This window comes from Paraburkholderia phenazinium, assembly GCF_900141745.1.
GTDB lineage: Bacteria > Pseudomonadota > Gammaproteobacteria > Burkholderiales > Burkholderiaceae > Paraburkholderia > Paraburkholderia phenazinium_B.
In genome coordinates this window covers 3,422,904-3,445,329 of record NZ_FSRM01000001.1, presented here as the reverse complement: position 1 = coordinate 3,445,329, position 22,426 = coordinate 3,422,904, and the positions used below count along the sequence as shown (strand labels likewise).

Annotated in this window: 20 protein-coding genes; 15 read left to right on the top strand and 5 right to left on the bottom strand. The window is 63.8% G+C overall.

Annotated elements, in window-relative coordinates:
- The first annotated feature begins 89 nt into the window (after positions 1-89).
- From BUS06_RS15495 to BUS06_RS15485, 3 genes are read left to right on the top strand one after another with little or no spacing between them, the layout of a single operon-like run.
- Positions 90-515 (top strand): ArsR/SmtB family transcription factor, encoded by a 426-nt coding sequence (locus tag BUS06_RS15495; RefSeq protein ID WP_074265065.1) that lies wholly within the window; start codon positions 90-92, stop codon positions 513-515.
- Positions 422-850: an SRPBCC family protein gene (locus BUS06_RS15490; RefSeq protein ID WP_074265064.1), complete on the top strand. Its 429-nt coding sequence runs from the start codon at positions 422-424 to the stop codon at positions 848-850. The genes BUS06_RS15495 and BUS06_RS15490 overlap by 94 nt, the downstream gene beginning before the upstream one ends.
- 21 nt (positions 851-871) lie before the next feature.
- Entirely contained in the window at positions 872-1,603 is a 732-nt protein-coding gene (locus tag BUS06_RS15485; RefSeq protein ID WP_074265063.1) for a DUF899 domain-containing protein, read from the top strand.
- Between the two features lie 62 nt (positions 1,604-1,665).
- Here the strand turns inward: BUS06_RS15485 and BUS06_RS15480 are convergent, their stop codons facing one another.
- Positions 1,666-1,848 carry a hypothetical protein gene (locus tag BUS06_RS15480; RefSeq protein ID WP_074265062.1) on the bottom strand — a complete coding sequence of 61 codons (183 nt, stop codon included), beginning with the start codon at positions 1,846-1,848 and terminating at the stop codon, positions 1,666-1,668.
- 162 nt (positions 1,849-2,010) lie between these two features.
- Positions 2,011-2,907 (bottom strand): NAD-dependent epimerase/dehydratase family protein, encoded by an 897-nt coding sequence (locus BUS06_RS15475; protein ID WP_074266115.1) that lies wholly within the window; start codon positions 2,905-2,907, stop codon positions 2,011-2,013.
- Between the two features lie 145 nt (positions 2,908-3,052).
- Between BUS06_RS15475 and BUS06_RS15470 the strand changes: the two genes are divergently transcribed.
- The 9 genes from BUS06_RS15470 (at position 3,053) to BUS06_RS15430 (ending at position 13,777) form a co-directional block, all read left to right on the top strand.
- Complete coding sequence (locus BUS06_RS15470) at positions 3,053-3,940, top strand: LysR substrate-binding domain-containing protein (RefSeq protein ID WP_074265061.1); 888 nt, start codon at positions 3,053-3,055, stop codon at positions 3,938-3,940.
- Between the two features lie 313 nt (positions 3,941-4,253).
- On the top strand, positions 4,254-5,777 hold the full coding sequence (hutH, locus tag BUS06_RS15465; RefSeq protein WP_174567514.1) for a histidine ammonia-lyase: 1,524 nt from the start codon (positions 4,254-4,256) through the stop codon (positions 5,775-5,777).
- A 30-nt stretch (positions 5,778-5,807) separates the two neighbouring features.
- Complete coding sequence (gene hutC, locus BUS06_RS15460; RefSeq protein WP_074265060.1) at positions 5,808-6,503, top strand: histidine utilization repressor; 696 nt, start codon at positions 5,808-5,810, stop codon at positions 6,501-6,503.
- Positions 6,504-6,581: 78 nt separating this feature from the next.
- Positions 6,582-8,270, top strand: coding sequence for a urocanate hydratase (gene hutU / locus BUS06_RS15455; RefSeq protein ID WP_074265059.1), 1,689 nt, complete (start codon positions 6,582-6,584; stop codon positions 8,268-8,270).
- Positions 8,267-8,896, top strand: coding sequence for a HutD/Ves family protein (locus tag BUS06_RS15450; RefSeq protein WP_143787524.1), 630 nt, complete (start codon positions 8,267-8,269; stop codon positions 8,894-8,896). Before hutU ends, BUS06_RS15450 begins: the two co-directional genes overlap by 4 nt.
- Positions 8,897-8,953: 57 nt before the next feature.
- The gene (gene hutI, locus BUS06_RS15445) at positions 8,954-10,180 is read left to right on the top strand and encodes an imidazolonepropionase (RefSeq protein ID WP_074265058.1); all 1,227 of its coding nucleotides are present in this window, start codon (positions 8,954-8,956) and stop codon (positions 10,178-10,180) included.
- 22 nt (positions 10,181-10,202) lie between these two features.
- Positions 10,203-11,609, top strand: a complete 1,407-nt coding sequence (locus BUS06_RS15440) for a formimidoylglutamate deiminase (protein WP_074265057.1) — start codon at positions 10,203-10,205, stop codon at positions 11,607-11,609.
- A gap of 79 nt (positions 11,610-11,688) precedes the next feature.
- Positions 11,689-12,501, top strand: coding sequence for an N-formylglutamate deformylase (hutG, locus tag BUS06_RS15435; protein ID WP_074265056.1), 813 nt, complete (start codon positions 11,689-11,691; stop codon positions 12,499-12,501).
- Between the two features lie 610 nt (positions 12,502-13,111).
- Entirely contained in the window at positions 13,112-13,777 is a 666-nt protein-coding gene (locus BUS06_RS15430; RefSeq protein ID WP_074265055.1) for a hypothetical protein, read from the top strand.
- A gap of 35 nt (positions 13,778-13,812) precedes the next feature.
- On the opposite strand, the gene BUS06_RS15425 is transcribed toward BUS06_RS15430, so the two are convergent.
- Positions 13,813-14,841, bottom strand: a complete 1,029-nt coding sequence (locus BUS06_RS15425; protein ID WP_074265054.1) for a D-alanine--D-alanine ligase — start codon at positions 14,839-14,841, stop codon at positions 13,813-13,815.
- A gap of 119 nt (positions 14,842-14,960) precedes the next feature.
- Entirely contained in the window at positions 14,961-15,815 is an 855-nt protein-coding gene (locus tag BUS06_RS15420; RefSeq protein ID WP_074265053.1) for a LysR substrate-binding domain-containing protein, read from the bottom strand.
- Between the two features lie 140 nt (positions 15,816-15,955).
- Between BUS06_RS15420 and BUS06_RS15415 the strand changes: the two genes are divergently transcribed.
- From BUS06_RS15415 to BUS06_RS15405, 3 genes are all read left to right on the top strand, one after another.
- Positions 15,956-17,188 (top strand): aspartate aminotransferase type Ic, encoded by a 1,233-nt coding sequence (locus tag BUS06_RS15415; protein ID WP_302050858.1) that lies wholly within the window; start codon positions 15,956-15,958, stop codon positions 17,186-17,188.
- Positions 17,189-17,248: 60 nt separating this feature from the next.
- On the top strand, positions 17,249-18,631 hold the full coding sequence (locus tag BUS06_RS15410) for a DHA2 family efflux MFS transporter permease subunit (protein WP_074265052.1): 1,383 nt from the start codon (positions 17,249-17,251) through the stop codon (positions 18,629-18,631).
- 150 nt (positions 18,632-18,781) lie between these two features.
- Entirely contained in the window at positions 18,782-20,746 is a 1,965-nt protein-coding gene (locus BUS06_RS15405) for a DUF3857 domain-containing transglutaminase family protein (RefSeq protein ID WP_254368850.1), read from the top strand.
- A 57-nt stretch (positions 20,747-20,803) separates the two neighbouring features.
- Here the strand turns inward: BUS06_RS15405 and BUS06_RS15400 are convergent, their stop codons facing one another.
- Positions 20,804-21,958 (bottom strand): branched-chain amino acid ABC transporter substrate-binding protein, encoded by a 1,155-nt coding sequence (locus BUS06_RS15400; protein ID WP_074266111.1) that lies wholly within the window; start codon positions 21,956-21,958, stop codon positions 20,804-20,806.
- Positions 21,959-22,426: the final 468 nt, after the last annotated feature.

Genomic DNA, 22,426 nt, shown 5'->3' with positions numbered 1-22,426 from the left:
CACGGGTCTGCGCGCATCTCCAGCATCTTTTCCCGCACCTCAAGCACTGTCGCCTTGACATCCACAATCGCGCGACTACACTTAACCTTATGGTTAAGTTTTCAGAAGATCTTCTCGACCGCACGTTTGCCGCGCTTTCCGACCCCACGCGGCGGGCGTTGCTCGCGCGCCTGTCCACCCATCACGACCTGTCGGTCAGCGAACTCGCGCAGCCGTTCGAGATGTCGTTGCCGGCGGTGATGAAGCATCTCGACGTACTGTCCGAGGCCGGTCTCGTCACGCGCACGAAAACCGGCCGCACGGTGGCGTGCCGGTTGTCCGCGGGGCCCATGGAGCAGGCCATGCTGTGGCTGAACCGCTATGAACGCTTCTGGAGCGAGCAGCTCGATCGTCTCGCCGCTTTTGTCGAACAGGAGGAGGCATGTCCGCCCGTCCCAGTCTCACGCTCCAGCGCCGTCTCAACGCGTCGCCCGGCAAAGTCTTCCGGGCCTGGACGCAGCCGGCGCAAATCCTGAAGTGGATGCACCCGAGCGGCAACGAGATGATTCATGCTGAAGTCGATGCGCGGGAGGGCGGCAGTTTCCGGCTCGTGATGCGCGGCACGGACGGCGCGGAACACGAAGCCAGTGGCCGCTATCTGGAAGTCGTGGCGGACGCGAAGCTGGTTTTCACGTGGAGCTGGCGCTCGGCGCCGGAGAGCGAGTCGCTCGTGACGGTGGCGTTGCGCCCCGATGGTGGCGGCACGCTGCTTACCTTGACGCATGCCCAGTTCCTTGACGAAGAGACGCGCGACCAGCACGCAGAGGGCTGGACGTCCACGCTGGATGGACTCGAGCGTTACCTTGCCTGACCACTGAGGAAGGAGATGCAGATGGAACCGCATAGCACTGTCTCAAGAGAAGAATGGCTGGCTGCGCGCCGCGCGCTGCTGGCTGAAGAAAAGGCATTCACACGCGCACGCGACGAGCTCAACCGCAAGCGTCTGGCGCTCCCATGGGTCAAGGTCGACAAGACCTATACCTTCGATACGCCGCAGGGTCGCAAGACGCTCGCGGAGCTGTTCGACGGGCGCAGCCAGCTGATCGTCTATCACTTCATGCTGGGCCCGGAATGGAAAGAGGGCTGCCCCGGGTGCTCGTTCCTCTCGGACAGTGTCGATGGCGTGTTGCCGCATCTCGAGCATCACGACGTTTCGTACATGGCCGTTTCGCGCGCACCGCTCGAGAAGATCGAGGCGTTCAAAAAGCGCATGGGCTGGCGCTTTCGCTGGGTCTCGTCGCATGAGAGCGATTTCAACTTCGACTATCACGTATCGTTTACGCCGGAGCAGGTCGCAAACGGCAAAGGCTTCTACAACTTCGAAGAGCAGGAGATTTCCGGTGACGAGGCACCCGGCCACAGCGTTTTCTACAAGGACGAGGCCGGCAATATTTTCCACACGTATTCAAGCTACGCGCGCGGTGGCGAGCCGTTTATCGGCACGTACACGCATCTGGATATCGCGCCGAAGGGGCGTAACGAAGTCAGGAATCTCGGCGAGTGGGTCAAGCACCATGATCGCTACGAGGACGCGCCGCGCGGTTGTCCGGCATGCGGTTCGTGATGAGGGGATAGGGCGGTGGAGCAGGCGGCGTGCGGTTGAGCGGACGGCATCCGCGCCGCTCGCTATAAGGACATTTCGAAAGCAGGCCTGAGGAACAGCTCGATGGCCATGACCACCAGTCCCATCGCCGCCGCCGCGAGGGTCAGCGTGCCGTATTCGTCGTAGCGCGCGTCATAGAGGCAAGCCACGATGAAGAGAATCGCGAGAAGGTTGGTCAGCCAATCGAAATTTAGCGCGATGCTCATCGAAGAATCCGGGCTCAGGGGGCCACTCGCTTTGTCGAATCGGCCCATCAATTGGGCGGCATTCTAACGAGTTGATCTTACGGATTCGCAACAGCTTCGCTTACAGAGATTACTTGCTCTCCAGGGCGCCCTTCGGTGGACGCCCTGGAGTAACCTTTGACGCTACATCATCTCCCGCTCAATCCACTCGATCACCGACGTGCGCTGCGGCTGCCAACCCAGCAGTTTGCGAGCGCGTTCGCCACGTACCCGGCTGTTCGAACCAAGCCCGTAGTTCGCCATTTCATAACCCCATTCCTGTTCGGCGTCCTTGAGCGGCCAGTCTTGCGCAGGACCTAGTTTCGTCGCGCGGGCGATGGCGGCGGTCATGTCGCGAAACGACGCCTCGCCGCTTTCGACGAAGTAGAAAGTGCCGGCTGGGGTCTTCTCCAGCGCGAGGCGATATAACTCGACCACGTCGTCGATATGCACGTTGGACCAGGTGTTGCCGCCACTCCCCACGTGCCGGACCACACCGCTTTTCTGCGCCTGGCGCACGAGGCGCGGCAACTGCACGCTGGCGCTGCCGGCAACAGCACCATGACCGTAGATCAGCGTGTTGCATAGCACTGCTGAGCGGATATTTTCCTGCGCTGCTTCGAGCACCAGACGGTCGATTGCGACACGCGCCGCTTTATCCGCAGTCGGTTCGGGCAGCGCGTCTTCGCTATAAATCCTGGCCGCGCCGGCTTCGCCGCCCGACGCATCGCCGACGATGCTCGAGCCGCTCGTATGCAGAAACGGCTTGCCGGAGCCGGCGAGCCCTTCGATCAGCGCTTCGACTGCCGCGCGGTGATCGCTGCTGGCGGCGTTAATGACGGCGTCGGCAGCCTGCGCTTGCGCGACAAGCAACGCGCGGTCGTCGAGTGTGCCGATCACCGGTTCGATGCCGAGGCGCTCGAGTTCGGCGGCGTGTTCAGGATTGCGGATCAGGCCGCGCACGCGATGTCCGGCGCGCACGAGTCCCGCGGCGATCGAGCCGCCGATGAAACCGCTGGCACCAGTAACGAAAATCTTCAAGATGTTCTCCTTGCTTGCTGGAACAACTGCATTGATTGGCATCGGCCCGATCATCGGATCGGCGATGGCATACCGTGAGTATCCGCCGTCTTGATTCTGGCAAAAAGCGTGTTAGTCTCAAATCAATCTTGATTTGAAATCAACAATGAAGACATCCACCGACGAACTGCTGGTATTCGTAACCGTGATCGACAGCGGCTCGATTACGGCTGCCGCCGAAAAGCTGCAGCAGACCGTCTCCGGCGTGAGCCGTGCGTTGACGCGGCTGGAGAAAAAGCTGGATACAGCGTTGATTCGCCGGACGACGCGGCGCTTGCAGCTCACGGAAGAGGGCGTGCTGTACCTCGACCGGGCGCGGGCGATTCTGGATGCGATGGAGGAGGCCGAGCAATCGGTGGCGCGCCGGCGCGAGCGCCCAAGCGGACGTTTGCGGGTCGACGCGGCGTCGCCGTTCATGCTCCACTGCATCGCCCCGCACATGAAAGCGTTTTCGGCGCTGTATCCGGAGATCCGGCTCGAGTTGACGAGCAACGAGCGGATCGTCGATCTGCTCGAGCAGAAAGTGGACATCGCGATTCGAATTGGCGCATTGCAGGATTCGACGCTGCATGCGCGTTCGCTCGGCAGCAGCAAGCTGCGTATCGTGGCGAGCCCTGGCTATCTTGGCGAGTGCGGCGAACCGGATTCTGTCGAGGCGTTACGCACGCATCGCCTGATCGGTTTTACCGCGCCGGAGCATCTGAACCGCTGGCCGTTGCGGGACGGCGCGCGTGCATGGTTGAAGATCGCGCCGGTCATGACGGCGTCGAGCGGCGAGACGATCCGGCAGCTATCGTTGGCGGATAGCGGCATCGCCTGCCTTGCGGATTTCATGACGCTCGCCGATGTACGCAGCGGGCGGCTGGTGCCGATTCTCGCCGACGCGCTTGTCGACGAACGGCAGCCGGTTAGCGCGGTGTTTTATCAGAGCGCGGCGCTCGCGGGGAGGGTGCAGGCGTTTCTGGATTTTATCGGGACGCGCTTGCAGCTTTAGGCGCGTCCCGACGTCATTCAGCTTGCCTTCCTGCCTCGCGTCGCCCCGCTGCCCGCGAGACCACATCTCATTTTGTCCACTTGCCACTCAACCCGTCCAACGTGTATATACAAGTCATTGCGAAGTGACAGCGCTGGCCCGTGCCCGCATCTGACGCAGGAACCCGCACCGCGCTTGTGAATGCCTGCGAAAACCATGCCAGTCATGATTCGGGATTTAATGGAAATCCCTGATATCAGATCATTAAAAACAAGTTGTATATACAAGCCGTCGACGCTAGACTTCTCTCAAATTGTATAGACAGGACTCTTCCATGATGATTCTCAAGCCCGGTCACCTGACTCTCCAGCAACTGCGCCAGATCGCCCGCGAACAGGTCACGCTGCAGCTCGATCCCGCCAGCTTCGCTGCGATCGACGCCTGCGCCCAGGCCGTGGCCGATATCGCCGCGAAGGGTGAGCCCGCTTACGGCATCAACACCGGTTTTGGCCGCCTCGCCAGCACCCATATCCCGCACGACCAGCTCGAACTGTTGCAACGCAATCTGGTGCTCTCGCACGCGGTTGGCGTGGGCGAGCCGATGTCGCGTCCGGTCGTGCGTCTGTTGATGGCGCTCAAGCTGTCGAGCCTCGGCCGCGGTCATTCTGGCATCCGCCGCGAAGTGATGGACGCGCTGATCACGCTGTTCAATGCCGACGTGCTGCCGGTGATTCCCGTCAAGGGTTCGGTTGGCGCCTCGGGCGATCTCGCGCCGCTCGCGCATATGTCGGCAGCGCTGCTGGGCGTCGGCGACGTGCTCGCCAAGGGCGAGCGCATGGCCGCAACCGAAGGCTTGCGCCTCGCCGGCCTCAAGCCGCTCACGCTGCAGGCGAAGGAAGGTCTGGCGCTGTTGAACGGCACCCAGGCATCGACCGCGCTCGCGCTCTACAACATGTTCGCGATCGAAGACCTGTACCGCACCGCGCTGGTGGCGGGCGCGTTGTCGGTGGACGCGGCGGCCGGTTCGGTGGCGCCGTTCGACCATCGCATTCACGAGCTGCGCGGCCACCAGGGGCAGATCGACGCCGCGGCGGCTTACCGTTCGCTCCTCGAAGGCTCGGGCATCAATCTGTCGCACCGCGATTGCGGCAAGGTACAGGATCCGTACAGTTTGCGCTGCCAGCCGCAGGTAATGGGCGCGTGTCTGGACCAGATGCGCCACGCTGCGGACGTGCTGCTGATCGAAGCGAACGCTGTCTCGGACAATCCGCTGATTTTCCCGGACACGGGCGAAGTGCTCTCGGGCGGCAATTTCCACGCGGAGCCGGTCGCCTTTGCGGCCGACAATCTGGCGTTGGCCGCAGCCGAAATCGGTGCGCTTGCCGAACGTCGCATCGCACTGCTGATCGATTCGACGCTCTCCGGTCTGCCGCCGTTCCTCGTCCGCGATGGCGGTGTGAACTCCGGCTTCATGATCGCCCACGTCACGGCCGCCGCGCTCGCTTCTGAGAACAAGACGCTTGCGCATCCGGCCTCGGTCGATTCGCTGCCTACCTCGGCGAACCAGGAAGACCATGTGTCGATGGCGACCTTCGCGGCGCGCAAGCTCGGCGATATCGCCGAGAACACCGCCAATATTCTTTCGATCGAACTGCTGGCCGCCGCGCAAGGTGTCGATCTGCGCGCACCGCATAAAACCAGCCCGAAATTGCAGCACGTGATGAACACGGTACGCCATGAAGTCGCGCACTACGAACTCGATCACTACTTCGCGCCGGACATCGAGGCGGTCACGCATCTCGTGCAGAACGGCACGATCGCTGCACACAGTCCGCTGACGTTTCCGTCCGAGCAGTAAGCACGTGACACCATTAACGGCAAACCCGGCATGAACGCACCGGCCTATCAGGGAATCAAGGACTTCATCCTCTCCCGCATTTATGCGGGCGAATGGGGTGAGGGCGACCAGGTTCCCTCGGAAAACGAGCTTGCCCGCGAGTTCAACGTGGCGCGCATGACGGTCAACCGTGCGCTGCGCGAACTTACCTCCGAGCAGGTGCTGACGCGCGTGCAGGGCTCCGGCACGTTCGTTGCGCGGCCGAAATACGAATCGACCCTGGTGGCGATCCGCAGTATCTCCGACGAGATCGTGGCGCGCGGTCATCGCTATCAGGCGAAGGTGTTGCACATCGGCGCGGCGATTGCCGACGAAGCGCTTGCCGACGAGATGCAGGTGAGCGCCGGCAGTCCGGTGTTTCATTCGCGCGTGCTGCATTTCGAAAACGACGAGCCGGTGCAACTCGAAGAACGCTGGGTCAACCCGGCGGTCGCCCCCGATTATGCGTTGCAGGACTTCACCAGCACCACGCCGAACCAGTATCTGGTGCGCGTCGCGCCGCTGCAGCGCGTCGAATACCGTATCGAGGCGGCTTTGGCCGATGCCGATACGCGTCGATTGCTGACGATGGATGAACTCGAGCCCTGCCTCGTGCTGCATCGACGCACGTGGTCGCAGAGTCTGGTCGCATCGGTGGCGAATCTGTGGCATCCCGGCAGTCGTTACCGCTTCACTGGACACTTTTGATCTTGCTTCCTGAGCTGCGCTTTCAACCTGCGCATTTGACGTGATTTTTTGAGTACTTTTCCGCCTCCGAGGGCCACCATGAACAACCCCAAGCACATCGATCCGCGTCTCGACCCGACCCGTACGATTCGCGCCCCGCGTGGCGCCGAAAAGACCTGCAAGAGCTGGCTCACGGAAGCCGCCTATCGCATGATCCAGAACAACCTGGACGCGGAAGTCGCCGAGCATCCGCATGCGCTCGTGGTGTACGGCGGCATCGGCCGCGCTGCGCGCAACTGGGATTGCTTCGACCAGATTCTCGCCACGCTGAAAGATCTCAACGACGACGAGACGCTGCTGATCCAGTCGGGCAAGCCGGTTGGCGTGTTCAGGACGCATGCCGATGCGCCGCGCGTGCTGCTGGCGAACTCGAATCTCGTACCGCACTGGGCGACGTGGGAACACTTCCACGAACTCGACCGCAAGGGCCTGATGATGTACGGCCAGATGACGGCGGGGAGCTGGATTTACATCGGCAGCCAGGGGATTGTTCAGGGCACCTACGAGACTTTCTTCTCGGTAGCGAACCAGCATTTCAACGGCGACCCGAAGGGCCGCTGGATTCTGACGGGCGGTCTCGGCGGCATGGGCGGCGCGCAGCCGCTCGCTGCCACCATGGCCGGCTTCTCGATGATCGCTGTCGAGTGCGATGAGACGCGCATCGACTTCCGTCTGAAGACCCGTTACGTCGATCGCAAAGCGAAGACGCTCGACGAAGCGCTTGCGATTGTCGAAGAGGCAAAGAAGACGGGCAAGCCCGTGTCGGTCGGTCTGCTCGGCAATGCGGCCGACGTGTTTGCCGAATGCGTCGAGCGCGGCATCACGCCGGACTGCGTGACAGATCAAACGAGCGCCCACGATCCGATTCATGGCTACCTGCCGCAAGGCTGGAGCGTCGAAGACTGGCGCGAACGCCAGAAGACGGCGCCGGACAGCATCACCAAACCGGCCAAGCAGTCGATGGCCAGGCAGGTGCAGGCCATGCTGACGCTGCAGGAACGTGGCGCCGCGACGCTCGACTACGGCAACAACATCCGCCAGATGGCGCTGGAAATGGGCGTCGAAAACGCGTTCGATTTCCCGGGCTTCGTGCCGGCGTATATCCGTCCGCTGTTCTGCGAGGGCAAGGGCCCGTTCCGTTGGGTTGCGCTGTCGGGCGATCCTGAGGATATCTACAAGACCGATGCGAAGGTCAAGGAGCTGATCCCCGACGACGCACACCTGCACAACTGGCTCGACATGGCGCGCGAACGGATTGCGTTCCAGGGTCTGCCGGCGCGGATTTGCTGGGTGGGTGTGAAGGACCGGTATCGCCTCGGCCAGGCGTTCAACGAGATGGTCAGGAATGGCGAATTGAAGGCGCCGGTCGTGATTGGGCGCGATCACCTCGATACGGGTTCGGTGGCGAGCCCGAACCGCGAAACCGAATCGATGAAGGACGGCTCTGACGCTGTCAGCGACTGGCCGTTGCTCAACGCGCTGCTCAACACAGCGGGCGGCGCGACATGGGTATCGCTGCATCACGGCGGCGGGGTGGGCATGGGCTTTAGCCAGCACTCCGGCGTGGTGATCGTCGCTGACGGTACAGATGCCGCCCGCGAGCGTCTCGGCCGCGTGCTGTTCAACGATCCGGCCACGGGCGTGATGCGTCACGCGGACGCCGGCTATGAACTCGCGCAGGAAACGGCCCGTGAGGTGGGGCTTAATCTGCCGATGCTGGGCCGTTGATCGTGACGCCGGATAGCGGCACGACATTGATCCGCGGTGCCGATCTCGTGGCGACGCCGTGGAAGAACGGCGGCGGCGTCACGCGCGAGGTGGCGGCTTTTCCTCAAGGCGCGAAGCTCGATGGTTTCGTGTGGCGTGTGAGCATTGCAGACGTCGCGCAGCCGGGGCCGTTCTCGCGCTTTGACGGGATCGACCGGACGCTGGTGTTGCTGTCGGGCGCGGGTATGCTGCTTGATGAAGCGAACGGTCCGACACATGCTCTCAAGCAACCGCTAGAGATGGCGCGCTTCGCAGGTGAGACCGCGATCGACGCGCGGCTGGTCGATGGCGCGACGCGCGATTTCAACCTGATGGTGCGGCGGGGTGCGGCGACGGGCGAGGCCGAGGTATGGCAAGTCCAGACCGAGGGCGCCGCGGGTGCTATGGGTTCTGCGTCAATACGTCATTTGTCGGCCGATGCCGTACTGCTGTTTTGCGCGGCCGGTTCGATCGAGGTGACACTCGGCGATGCCACTCCAGTGACCCTCGCAATAGACGACACGCTGCATATCCAGTCGCCTGATGGCCTGGCGTGCAAGGTGAGCGGCGAAGGCGCACTGCTCGCCATCCGCTTGCATTACGCGTGAGCTGAAGCCGATCGGCCCTCACATCCACAGACCGCAACAAGCTGCAACGAGCACGCGATGAAGCAAACCGTCTGGCATCACCTGAAGCTTTGCCCGCAGGGCGATCCGCACAACACGCTGGACGATGCCGCGATCGCCGTGCGCGACGGCCACATCGTCTGGCTCGGTGCGGCCAGCGAACTGCCGCCCGACTATGCCGCTTGGCGGCGCGAAGACCTCGGTGGTGCATGGGTCACACCTGGCCTCGTCGATTGTCATACGCATCTCGTGTACGGCGGCCAGCGCGCCGACGAGTTTGCCCAGCGCCTCGCCGGTGTCAGCTACGAAGAAATTGCGCGCCAGGGCGGCGGCATTGTCTCGACGGTACGCGCGACCCGCGCCGCCGACGAAGAGAGCTTGTTGCGCCAGTCGGCTGCTCGCCTCGAACCGCTGCTTGCCGAAGGCGTGACTGCCATCGAAATCAAATCCGGTTATGGGCTCGACCTCGCCAGCGAGCGCAAGATGCTGCGCGTCGCGCGCCGTCTCGGCGAACAGTATCCGGTGTCGGTTTATACGACGTTTCTCGGTGCGCACGCGTTGCCGCCTGAGTTTGCCGGTCGTGCCGACGACTACATCAGCGAAGTCTGCGAGCGCATGCTGCCCACGCTGGCCGACGAAGGTCTCGTGGATGCAGTCGATGTTTTCTGCGAGCGCATCGGCTTTTCGCTCGCACAAAGCGAGCGCGTCTTCGCCGCGGCCGAGCGCTACAAGCTGCCGGTGAAGATGCATGCCGAGCAGTTGTCCAACTGCGGCGGTACGGCGCTTGCCGCGCGTCATCATGCGTTGTCCGCGGATCATCTCGAGTTTCTCGACGAAGCCGGCGTGGCCGCCATGAAGGAGAGCGGCACGGTCGCCGTGCTGCTGCCCGGCGCGTACTACTTCATCCGCGAGACGCAGTTGCCGCCGCTCGATCTGCTGCGCCGCTACGAAGTGCCCATCGCCATTTCCACCGACAGCAACCCCGGCACGTCGCCCACCACCTCGCTCCTGTTGATGATGAACATGGCGACCACGCTGTTTCGCATGACCGTCCCCGAGGTGCTGCAAGGCGTCACGCAACATGCGGCGCGCGCATTGGGTCAGGTGGGTCGTCATGGTTCGCTGGCAGTGGGCCGCGCGGCGGATTTCGCGGTCTGGCAGGTCGAGACGCTGGCCGAACTGGCTTACTGGATCGGTCGTCCGCTGTGCGCGCGCGTGGTGCGCGCAGGCGAGACGGTCTATACGCGGTGCGACTCCGCCAGTTGATTGAATCCATCAAGGTCTGAAGATGACTGAACCCACTCGAACGTCGCCCCACGCATTGTTTGCAGAGCACGCGTATCTGCCCGATGGCTGGCGCCGCAACGTGCTGCTGACGTGGGATGCCACTGGCACGCTGACGCACGTGAGCCCGGATACGTCCGCGCCGCCGGTGGGCGTGAGCCGCGCAGCGGGCCCCATCCTGCCCGGCATGCCGAACCTGCATTCGCACGCCTTCCAGCGCGCGATGGCGGGTCTGACCGAATATCGTGCGAACGCCACGGACAACTTCTGGAGCTGGCGCGACCTGATGTACCGCTTTGCCGCGAAGATCACGCCGCAAGGACTCGCCGCTGTTGCGCAGTGGCTCTACATCGAGATGCTGAAGGCGGGCTATACGTCGGTGTGCGAGTTTCACTACGTGCATCACACGCCGGACGGCAGCCGTTACGTCAATACGGCCGAACTGGCCGAACGCGTCGTGGATGCGGCCCAGACGAGCGGCATCGGCATGACGATGCTGCCGGTGCTCTACCAGTACGGCGGCTTCGGCGCGCGCGCGCCGCGGGCCGATCAGCAGCGCTTCATCAATACGCCTGAAAGCCTGCTCGATCTGCTCGGCAAACTGCGTGACGCACGCCCCGAAAGCTCGGCCCTGCGCTACGGTGTGGCGCCGCATTCGTTACGTGCGGTCTCGGAACAATCGCTGCGCACGCTGCTCGACGGGCTCGATACGGACCTGCCGGGTGCACCGGTGCACATTCATATCGCCGAACAGACCGCGGAAGTCGATGCCTGTCTCGAGACCGAAGGCGCCCGCCCGGTGCAGTGGTTGCTCGAGCGATTCCATGTCGATTCGCGCTGGTGTCTCGTGCATGCGACCCACGTCGATGCCAACGAAACGCTCGCGCTTGCCAGGAGCGGCGCGGTGGCGGGGCTGTGCCTGACGACCGAAGCCAACCTCGGTGACGGCATCTTTCCGGCGCACACCTATCTCGACGCGCAGGGACGCTTTGGTATCGGATCGGATAGCCATATCGGCGTCGACTGGCGTGCCGAACTGCGGCTGCTGGAGTACGGTCAGCGCCTCTCGCGCCGCCAGCGCAATGTGCTCGCCTCGACTGACGCGCCGTTTGTCGCCGACCGCCTGTTCGCCGCCGCGCTCGACGGCGGTGCGCACGCCACCGGTCGTGCCGTGGGCGCGTTGAGAGTAGGGCAGCGGGCCGACTGGCTGGTGCTCGACGCGGATCATCCGGGCATCGCCGAACACACGCCGCAAGCATGGCTCTCGGGCGTGGTTTTCTGCGAGCATGGCGAGACGCCGATTCGCGATGTCTATACCGGCGGCGAAAAGGTGGTCGAGAATCGCAGACATCGCGATGAAGAACGTGCGTACGCGCAATATCGGGTCGCGCTCGCCGAGCTGCTCAAGTGATGCCGGTTTGAAACAACGTCAACGGGCGACTCGGGTAAGCTGTCAGATGACGCCCCGATCCCACTGATTCTGGACTGACATGACTGCTTCGAACACTCCGCCGGTTTTTTCGCTGCACGAGGGAAGTGCGCCCCTGCTGATTTCGATTCCCCACGTGGGCACGAACATTCCCGCCGACATTGCCGCGACGATGACACCCCTCGCCCAGCGCACCGAAGATTGCGACTGGCATCTCGACCGCCTGTACGCGTTTGCGCGCGAGCTCGGCGCCTCGTTTCTGATGCCGAGCAACGCGCGCTACGTGATCGACCTGAACCGTCCGCCCGACGGCGCGAATCTCTATCCGGGTCAGGACACGACAGGCCTTCTGCCCGTCGACACGTTCGACAAGGAGCCCCTGTATCTCGACGGACATTTGCCCGACGATGCCGAGGTCGCACGCCGCCGCGAACTCTACTGGAAGCCGTACCACGAGGCGCTGTCAGCGCATCTGGCGGCGTTGAAGGCAAAACACGGCAAGGTACTGCTATGGGAGGCGCACTCGATCCGCTCGCACGTACCGCGTTTCTTCCCGGGGCGGCTGACGGACTTCAACTTCGGCACCTCAAACGGCGCGAGCGCCGTGGCGGGACTGGCTGAAGCGCTGGTGGACGTGGTCGAACGCCACGGCGGCTACTCGGCAGTTGCGAATGGCCGCTTCAAGGGTGGCTATATCACACGCCAGTACGGTCAGCCGTCCGAGGGCATTCATGCAGTGCAGCTCGAACTCACGCAGATTACGTACATGGAAGAGCAGATGCCGTACGCGTATGACGAAACGCTCGCCGCGCAGGTCGAACCGCTTCTGAAGACGCTGGTGCAAACCGCGCTCGAGCGCGTCGCCGCCGCGTAAGAATGGCGCGTCGATCGGTACAAACTGCCTTTCCGGTTGTACGTGCCAGATACGGAAACGCTTGAAACACCGCTGAATGCGACGGTCCCCGCCTGTCTGTCACGACGGGCGGGGACCGTTTTGCCTTGTAGCGGGGCTAGCCGCCGGCATCAATGACAGTGTCTCTCCCAGTGTCCATGGACGTGGACCTTATGGCACACGCGATGGTGGTCGTCGGCGTGCGCGGGCGCAATGGCGCCGAGAGTAACGAGTGCTGTGCTCAAGGCAAGTATGATCTTCTTCATCGAATTACCCTTCTCAGGTTGGGGGAACGGAAACCTTACACCAGCACAATACGTGCCGCATAAGTCTGACCAATCCCGCGCGAGATGCTATCCCGTCTGCGGAACGCACCCGTTCAGGGCATGTCAACAGAAAGGGCGTATGCGCGAGGGCGTATCCACGCCCCCCTGTTCCGGTCGCCAGATACGCCACGCCGCACCCTTACGGGACATACCGGTTGCGTGCCGCACGGCGAAGCGACTACCCTTTGACAAAAACGGCGCGCGCGGGCTGAAGCCCGCCGGCACGTCATACACTAATCGGGCGAGAAAAGATGGAAGACCCAGCAATGGAAGATTCCGACGAGTTCCTGCTTTCGATCTGGCGAGCAAATCTGGTGGTGCTGACCCAGGAGGTCGGCGCGGCAACCCGCCTCGCGCGGATGATGACGTTCTCTGCAAGCTATCTGAAACTGATGTTGTCCGGCCAACGCGAATTCAGCGAGGAGTTCGTGCGCGGTGTCGAGGCGGTGACGGGCTTGCCCGCCGGCTGGATGAACACGCCGCATGAGGCGGGCGAGATTCCCGCGAACGCCCGCGAGGCGATCGACAACGAGATGCCGCTGGCGCGCTTTCGCGGCACGGCGCATCCGGTGCGCAAGAAAACGGTGCTGCGTCCGCCCGAGCCGATCTTCGGTCAACCGGCGCCCGCGCGGCGCGCGGAGGAGGAGATGTTCGACGCCGAGGCGCACCGGCGTCACGTGCTGTTTCGCAAGGTGCGCGATCTGGCGGTGCAGGACGTGCGCCGCTTCGAGCGGCATCTGGCGAGTCCGCCTGTCGAACTGGCCGCGTTGCGCGCCAAGGTGGAGGACGTGATCGCCGCCACCGAACTGGAGGACACCGACCACGCCGATCTGACCGGCCGGCTCGAGCAGATCGAAAAGCATCGCAATCTGCTGATGCGGCATGTGGAGAAACTTCAGGCGCTGCTTGTCAGGCTAGGTGAAAGCGAGTGAGGCGGGCGCGTAGTTGACGGGCTCGCCTGAAGCGCTCACTTGCGCGCGCGATGCCGTTCAATCGCCAGCCGGCAGATTCTGTCGCAGAGTTCGCCGAACGCGATGCCGCGTGCCTGCGCCGATTGGGGCAGCAGGCTGGTCGCCGTCATGCCGGGCAGCGTGTTGACTTCGAGGCACCACAGCACGCCGTGGCTATCGAGCCGGAAGTCGGAGCGGCTGTAGCCGTCCAGCTTCAACGTACGATGCGCGAGCAGCGCCAGGGCGCGAGCGTTTTCGGCGATATCTTCCGGCAAGTCGGCCGGAAAGATTTCGCGCACGGCGCCGGGCTGGTATTTGGCCTTGTAATCGAACACCGCATCTGGGTCGATGACGATTTCTCCGACCGTCAACGCTTCGTCGCCGAGTATGCCTACCGTGATTTCGCGGCCCGCGACGAACTGCTCCAGCATGACTTCGCTGTCGTACGCAGCGGCCAGTGCGATGGCCGGTTCGAGTTGTTCCGCGGAGCGCACGACCGACAGACCGACGGTCGATCCCTGGCTGTTCGGCTTCACGACGAGCGGGTAACCCAGTTCCGCGCCGGCGGTGGCGGCGTCGACCGGTGCCATCAGCCAGCGAGGGGTGGGAATGCCCGCGCTCACGAAGAGCCGCTTGGCCATGTCCTTGTCCATTGCGAGCGCGCTGCCCAGATGCCCGCTGCCGGTGTACGGCAACTCCGCGAGATCGAGCATGGCCTGCATGGTGCCGTCCTCGCCGCTGCCGCCGTGCAAGGCGACGAACACCACGTCGACGCCGGCGAGCGTCGCTGCCTGCAGCGCGCTCGTTTGCCCGGAGCGCATCAGCGCCAGTTCCTCGGAGGCGGGCGGTGCTTCGTTGACGCGTGAGTTGAGAAAACGCACTTCGTCTTCGCCGGTCAGCAGGCCGCGCGATGTGTCGATGGCCAGTACTTCGTGTCCCGATTCGCGCAACGCGCGCACGATCTGTGCGCCGCTGGCAATCGACACTTCTCGTTCCTCGCTGGTGCCGCCGAACAGCACGGCAATCTTGAGCGGGTTGGTTTGCATAGCGACGGGCCTTCAGTTCGTGGGTGTTTTGCGGGATGCGCGAGAGGGGATTCTGTTGCGCCATAATCGGTAAGCGCACGGCGCAACATTTTACAGAGGTACGGGCCGCCGATGCATGCTCACAGCCTGAGTTCAGTCAGAATCTGTTCAGCGAGGAAGTCACATGGAGGACGGTTGGAGCGGGCGCTACGTGCCAGCACGATTTCCAGTTCTGGCAGAGCAGGCAGGCCGTGTGGGCGCCCGAGTTGCACGAAGTGGCCAGGCACCGCGCAGCGCGCAAGCGGCGCGATTGCGAGCCCCGCTTCGACCATGCTGAAGAGACCCATCAGACTCGGGCTCTCATACGACGTGCGATAGGCGATTTTTGCACGCTCGAGCGCGTGGATCGCGTTCGCCCGCGCGACACTGCCCGCACCGAACAGCGCAACCGGCAATGGCCGCTCTTTCCAGATCTCGCGTCCGCTGGTCGACGCGCCTGCCCACGTCATCGGTTCGAAGCGGATGAACTCGCCGTTCAGATTTTTCAGGCGCGTCACGCAGGCGAGGTCGACCTTGTTGTCCTTGACGAGTGGCGCGAGCGCATGGCTCGGCAGGCCGATCACCTGAATCTCGACCTTCGGGTAGCTCGCCGAAAACTTGCGCAGCACCGCAGGCAGCAACGATGCCGCGTAGTCGTCCGGCACGCCGATCGCGACACGGCCCTTTACCTCCGGATGCACCATCGACGCCCACGCTTCGTCACGCAGGGCCAGCATCCGGCGGGCGTAGGCGAGCAGCACCTGACCGTCGGCAGTCGGCGTGACGCTGCGCGCTCCACGTACGAACAACGGCTTGCCGAGCGCGTTCTCCAGCGTGCGAATCTGCATGCTGAGCGCGGACTGCGAGCGATGCACGAGCGCGGCGCCGCGCACGAAGCTGCCGGCATCGGCGATGGCGACTACCATCGCGAGCACGTCGAGATCCAGGGCTTTCATAGGTATCAGAAAAGCTGATCGAAAGGTTCAATATAACGCGTTTGTCTGAACACAGGGTGACCGGCATACTGCGGCTGGTCACGGGCGACGGGCGAGGTTCGCTTGCTCCTGCGACCTTTCTGAAGCTATGCAACACTGCACTGAAACCGGAGACCACCACGATGCCGATGACCTACGATGACTTCAAGCAACTGGGCATGCGCCTCGACATGTCGCGCGGCAAGCCCGCGCCCGAGCAGCTCGAGCTCTCGCGTGCCTTGCTGGAGGAGGCGGGCACGACGGGCTTTCTGTCGCGCGACGGCATCGACTGCCGCAACTACGGGCACCTGCTCGGCCTGCCGGAAGCCCGCGAGTTGGGCGCGGCGTTGCTCGAGGTGCCGGCGGCGCAGGTGGTGGCGGGCGGCAATTCGAGCCTCGAGTTGATGCACGATGTGCTGGCGTTTGCGATGCTGTTCGGTGTGCCGGGCGGCGAGCCCTGGCGCAAGCAAGGCGATATTGCCGTGCTATGTCCGGTGCCCGGTTATGACCGGCACTTTGCGATCTGCGAGGCGCTCGGCATCCGCATGATCAACGTGCCGATGAACGACGACGGCCCGGATATGGATTTCGTCGAAGCCCAGGTGGCGAGCGACGCATCCATCAAGGCCATCTGGTGCGTGCCGCTCTATAGCAACCCGAGCGGCGCGATCTACTCGGACAATGTGGTGCGGCGTCTCGCTGCCATGCCGGCTGCCGCGCCGGATTTCCGCTTGTTGTGGGACGACGCTTACCGCTTCCATCATCTGACTGCTCGGAAGCACACCACCCTTAATGTGCTCGACGCCTGCGCGGCAGCCGGACACGAGGATCGCGCGCTGATATTCGCGTCGCTTTCGAAAGTGACGTTCGGCGGCGGGGCGATGGCGTTTTTGGCCGCATCGAAGCGCAATGTGGACTGGTGGCAGCAGCGCGTATCGGTACGAACGATCGGCCCGGACAAGCTGAACCAGTTGCGCCACGTGCGTTTCCTGCGCGACCGCGCTGGTCTCGAGCGGCTGATGGAGCGTCACCGCGCGCTGGTGGAGCCGAAATTCGCGGCGATCGCGGCGGCGTTCGACGAGCATCTCGGTGGCCTGGAGAATGTGAGGTGGAATGCGCCGGCGGGCGGCTACTTCATCAGCCTCTACACGCCGCCTGGGTTCGCGAAGCGCACCGTGGCGCTTGCCGCGGAGGCCGGCCTCGTGCTGACGCCGGCGGGCGCCGCTTATCCGTATGGACGGGATCCGGACGACCGGCATCTGCGGATCGCGCCCACCTTCCCGTCACTCGATGCAGTACGGCTCGCGGCGGTGGGGATTGCGCTGTCGCTGCGGCGGGCGCTGGAAGAGCGCTGACGGCGGGCGTTCGGCCCACGCTTTTTGCGGCCGTCACGCTTTTGTTGTAAAAGGGAGCGCATGACTGATCGCTCCCGACTGATTCCCCTTATCGTCGCCTGTCCGCTGTTCCTGCAAAACCTCGACACGTCGATCATGGCGACGGCGTTGCCGTCGATCGCCCGCTCGCTGCAGGTTCAAACGCTGCATCTGAACCTGGCGATCACCTCCTATCTGCTAAGCCTTGCGGTGTTTCTACCGGCGAGCGGCTGGCTCGCGGACCGCTTCGGCGCGCGCCGCGTGTTCTGCTCCGCCATCGCGCTGTTCTCGCTCGGCTCGGCCTTATGCGGGCTGGCGCAATCGATGCCGCAACTGGTTCTGTTCCGCGTCCTGCAGGGCATGGGCGGGGCGATGATGGTGCCGGTCGGGCGGCTGATCCTGTTACGCAGCATCCCGCCCGCGCGGATGGTCGCGGCCATGGTGTGGTTCACCGTGCCCGGCGCCATCGGGCGGCTCGCAGGACCGCTGCTCGGCGGCCTGGTGGTCACGATTACCTCATGGCGCTGGATCTTTCTGCTCAACATCCCGTTCGGTGTGCTGGGCGTGCTGATGGCGATGAGCTTCATCGACGATACCCACGAACCGGTTTTTCAACGCTTCGATCTCGCCGGTTTCATTCTGCTTTCGAGCGGGCTGGTCGGCCTGGTCGGCGGTCTCGATACGGCCGGCCGTGGGCTGGTGCCGCAGGAAGTCACCTTTGCGCTCGCAGGGCTCGGTGCGCTGTCGATCCTTGCGTACTGGGCCTATAGCCGCCGCCACGATGACGCGATCATCGATCCCAACCTGCTGCGTTACAAGGCGTACCGGACCGCGGTGGTCGGTGGTATGCCGTTGCGTGTCGCGATCGGCGCCTCGCCGTTTCTGATGCCGTTGATGTTGCAGCTCGGCTTCGGCTTGTCGCCGCTGCAGTCCGGCTCGCTTAGCGTGGCGACGGCGGTCGGTTCGCTCAGCGTGCGCGCGGTGATGCAGCAGGCTATCCGGCGGATCGGCTTTCGCACGCTGCTGATCGGCGCGACTTCGCTCACTGGATGCTTCTATGCATGCTATGGACTGTTCCGGCCGAGCACGCCGCATCTGCTGATCTTTGTCGTACTGCTGTTCGGCGGCTTGTTCAACTCGCTCGGCATGGTGACGCTCAACACGCTCGGCTACTCGGATATGCCCAAGCCGATGATGAGCCGGGCAACGGCTCTCTCGAGCATGGCGCAACAACTTTCGATCAGTATCGGGGTGGCGTTTGCGGCCTCGCTGCTGGCGTTGACGGCGCATCTGCACGGCGGCAGTGCCGCGCATCTGATGGCGCGCGACTTTTCGCCCGCGTTCGTGGTGATCGGCGCGTTGACGTTGAGTTCGTTGTTCTTCTTTACCAGGCTCTCCCACGACGAAGGGGCGGAGCTACGGTAGCGCCAGGTGAACCTCCGATGTGCTACAAACACACTACCGATCGGGACGAGGTGCCATCTTGGGGAAAATTGCCGTAACGCTGCAACTGTCGCTTGTATCAGTGAGGGCGTGTAAAGCATGAAGCGCCCTACACGGCGCAGGTGCGCCGCCATGGCATGCCTGCTGACAGGCACCGCACTCAGCGCGTCCGCAGCGTGGGCCGACGGTCCCGCGGCGAGCGACGACCTCGCGCCCTTCACCGTCGAGAGCGACGTCCATTACTTTGTGATCCAGAAAGACGGCTCGGTCGAAGAGCGCGACGACACGATCATGCGCGCCAATACAACGAGCGGCGTCGACGACATCGCGCAACGCTATGTCTGGTTCAACAAGGATATCGAGCAGGTGCAACTGCTCGCCGCCGAGACCATCGACCCAGACGGCACCGTACGCAAGGTCGGACCGGATGGCATCCGCGACGTGCAGGAGCCGCGCTCCGCCGGCGCGCCGACCTTCGAGGACGGTGTATTGCGTACCGTGATTTTTCCTGGCGTGGAGCCGGGCTCGCGCGTGCACCTGGCGTTTCGCAAGACACGCAGCAAGGCGCTGCAAGCCGGCACGTTCGCCTACCTCGTCGAACCGACGCGCGATCCGGTCGAGCAGCAGCGCCTCATCTTCGACCTGCCCGCCGACGTGCCGCTATACGCGGACACGCGCGGTTACGTGGAAGTGCCTCCGGTGACGCAGAACGGCCGCACGCGCTACGAGTTCGACTACAAACATGGGCCGTATGCCCCCATCGAATCCGGCGCGGTCGGTTACGAAACGTGGGGCGACCGGCTGATGGTATCGACGGTGCCCGACTATGCCACCTTCGCGGCGCGCTACAGGGCGCCGGCCGTCGACGCCACCATGAGCGATCCGGCGATTGTCCAGCTCGCGCAATCGCTGACGGCGGCAAGCGCCGATCCACGTGAAAAGGCGCGCATCCTGTACGACTGGGTGCGCATGAACGTGCGCTACGTGGCGCTCTTTCTCGGCGAGACCGCGGCGGTGCCGCACAAGGCGATCGATATCCTGCGCAATCGCTATGGCGACTGCAAGGATCACGTCGCGCTGTACAGCGCATTGCTGGCGGCGGTCGGCATTCGCAGCGAAGCAGTGCTGCTCAACCTCGGTCCGTACTACACGTTGCCGGACGTGCCCGGCTATGGAGACAGCGCGATCAATCATGCGATCGTCTGGATTCCACAACTCGGTCTCTATGCCGATACCACCGCCGGCGGCATCGCCTTCGGCTATCTGCCGCTGGTCGTGATGGACCGGCCGGTCCTGCTGGTCGACGATGGCGTGATGTCGCGCACGCCACCCGTGCAGCCGCGGGGCCGTGCCGTGCGCTTGCAGATCGATGTGGACGAGAGTGGGGCGGCGTCGTACGCGTACCGCGTGGAAGACTCGGGCGCGACGGCCGAGCTCGAACGCAACATGTTCCGGCGTGCCACCCATCAGCGGGCGCAGCAGATTGCCGCGGGCCGGCTGTTGCAGACAAACCTGCACGGTACGGCAAAGCTCAGCACGAGCGACGTCGCGACGACCGAGGGACCGTTCACGACCACCATGCAAGGCACGCTCGAGCACTTCACCTGGACTGATGGCACGACCGCGCTGCCTGCGCTGTCGAGTCTTTCGGGCGGCATTGCCAGCCAGGTGCAGTCGTGGCTCGCCGAGCCGCAACGCACGCAGCCGTGGGTCTGTGTTGGGGGCGACTTCGACGAGACCGCGCAGATCACGTTGCCCGCGACGGTTCGCGTAACCGATCTGCCGGTGGATGCCAACGTGCAGGACAGTTACTTCGATTACACGTCGCACTACGTCTTCGATCCAGGCACGCGGGTGCTGCAGATCACCCGCCACCTGCATACGAAGTTCGTGCATCAGGTGTGCTCGGCCGATGCCTTCAACGAAGCGCAGGCCTCGCTCGTCAGGATCGAGCGCGATGCGTCGTCGCAAGTGGTTGTGCGTGCAACGCCAGCGGATTATCGTTTCGCGCAGCCCGGCCGTATCGATGGCGCAAACGCCAATCGGTACAGCCGCACGCCTGCGCCGAACAACGTGTCAAACACGCGTCCTTCGTAGCGTGCGGCGCCGGTGGCGCGAGCGCCTGGCCGCTCAACCCCTCAACCGCTTCTCAGCTCAATTGCCGCCGCCCTTGGTGACGATCGGCACCCATGCGCCGTTCTTGACCTGATACAGCGTCGAGCCGGCGTTCTTCAGCGAGCCATTGGCCTCGAACGCAATCGGACCGGTCACGCCGTCGAAGCTGATCGCCTTGAGCACCGGCCGATACACCGCCGGCGAGCTCGATTTGGCCTGCTGCATGGCCTTGATTGCCGCCCATGCCGCGTCGTAGCCGAACGGCGCATACGACAGGATGTCCACGCCAAAGCGCTTCTTGAACTTGGCCGAGAAGTCCTTGCCGCCTGGCAACTGCGAGAGCGGCCGGCCATATTCCCACGCCATCGCGCCTTCGGCCGCGTCGCCTGCGAGCTTGATGAAATCCTCATCCATCACGCCGCCACCGCCAACCAGTTGCGCGGTAAGGCCGAGCTGCTTCATGCGTTTCGCGACGCCTGCCGCCTGCGTATCCAGACCGCCGAAGAAGATCAGGTCCGCATTGGTAGCCTTGATCGCGGTGAGCTGCGTGCTGAAGTCGACCGCCTGGTTGTTGGTGTATTCGTGCGCAACGATATTGCCGCCGTGTGCTTTCACCGCCTTCTCGAACTCATCCGCCTCACCCTGGCCGAACGCCGTGCGGTCGTCGAGGATCGCGATGCGCTTGGCCTTGGTCACCTCGACTGCGTAGACGCCCGCGTTGCCCGCGTTCTGCGCATCCGTGGAGATCACCATGAACGCGTTGGCGAAGCCGCGGCCGGTGATGATCGGGTTGGTGGCCGCCGGGTCGATGACCGGAATACCGGCCGTTTCATAAAGCTGCGAGGCGGGAATCGTCGTTCCGGAGTTGAAGTGGCCCACCACCACCGACACGCCTGCGTCCACCAGCTTCTGCGCCGCCTGCACGCCGACGCGCGGGTCGGCCTGATCGTCCTCGGAGACGAGCTGGAAGTCGGCGACCTGGTTGCCGATCTTGATCTTCTGGGCGTTGGCTTCCTCGATGGCGAGCCGCACGCCGTTTTCGAGGTCTTTGCCGTAGCCGGCATTCACGCCCGTCAGCGGGGCTGCGAAGCCGATCTTGACCGGCAGGTCGTCCGCGAAGCCGGACAGCGGCGCGACTGCGAGGAGCGCGCCCAGCATCACAACGAGGGGTTTCAGCGTTTTGCGAAGACTCATGGTCTCTCCTTCCATCGACAGGTTCACGGTATGAAAATCGGGCAAGGTGCAGCCGGCCAGATACGGCCGGGTACGGCTGTCACGCTGAAGCAATGCGCCGCGCGCAGCAAACTTACAGACGCGGGCGGTCAAACGGTGCGATGAAACTCGCGTGGTTCGATGCGTGCGGCGTGGTCTCCTTCAAGGGGTCCGAAGTATTTCAGGGTAGGGATGATCCTACGCCAGAAACAATGATGGAAAACACGGTGACACCGGCATTGCGGGCAAGCCCTGGTGAGCGTCCCGGAAGGCGGCGTGACTACGCGCGACCGACCCCGAACGCCCGCGGCCGGACGTGCATCATGTCTCCATCAGCTTGGCGCGAATATAGAAAGCCAATTTGCAGTCGTCTTGGCAGTTCGCAGCGCCTGGAATGAGCATTTCAGCACAGGCCCCGGACGGGGCGGGCGGCGGGCAGGTCTTAAGCGT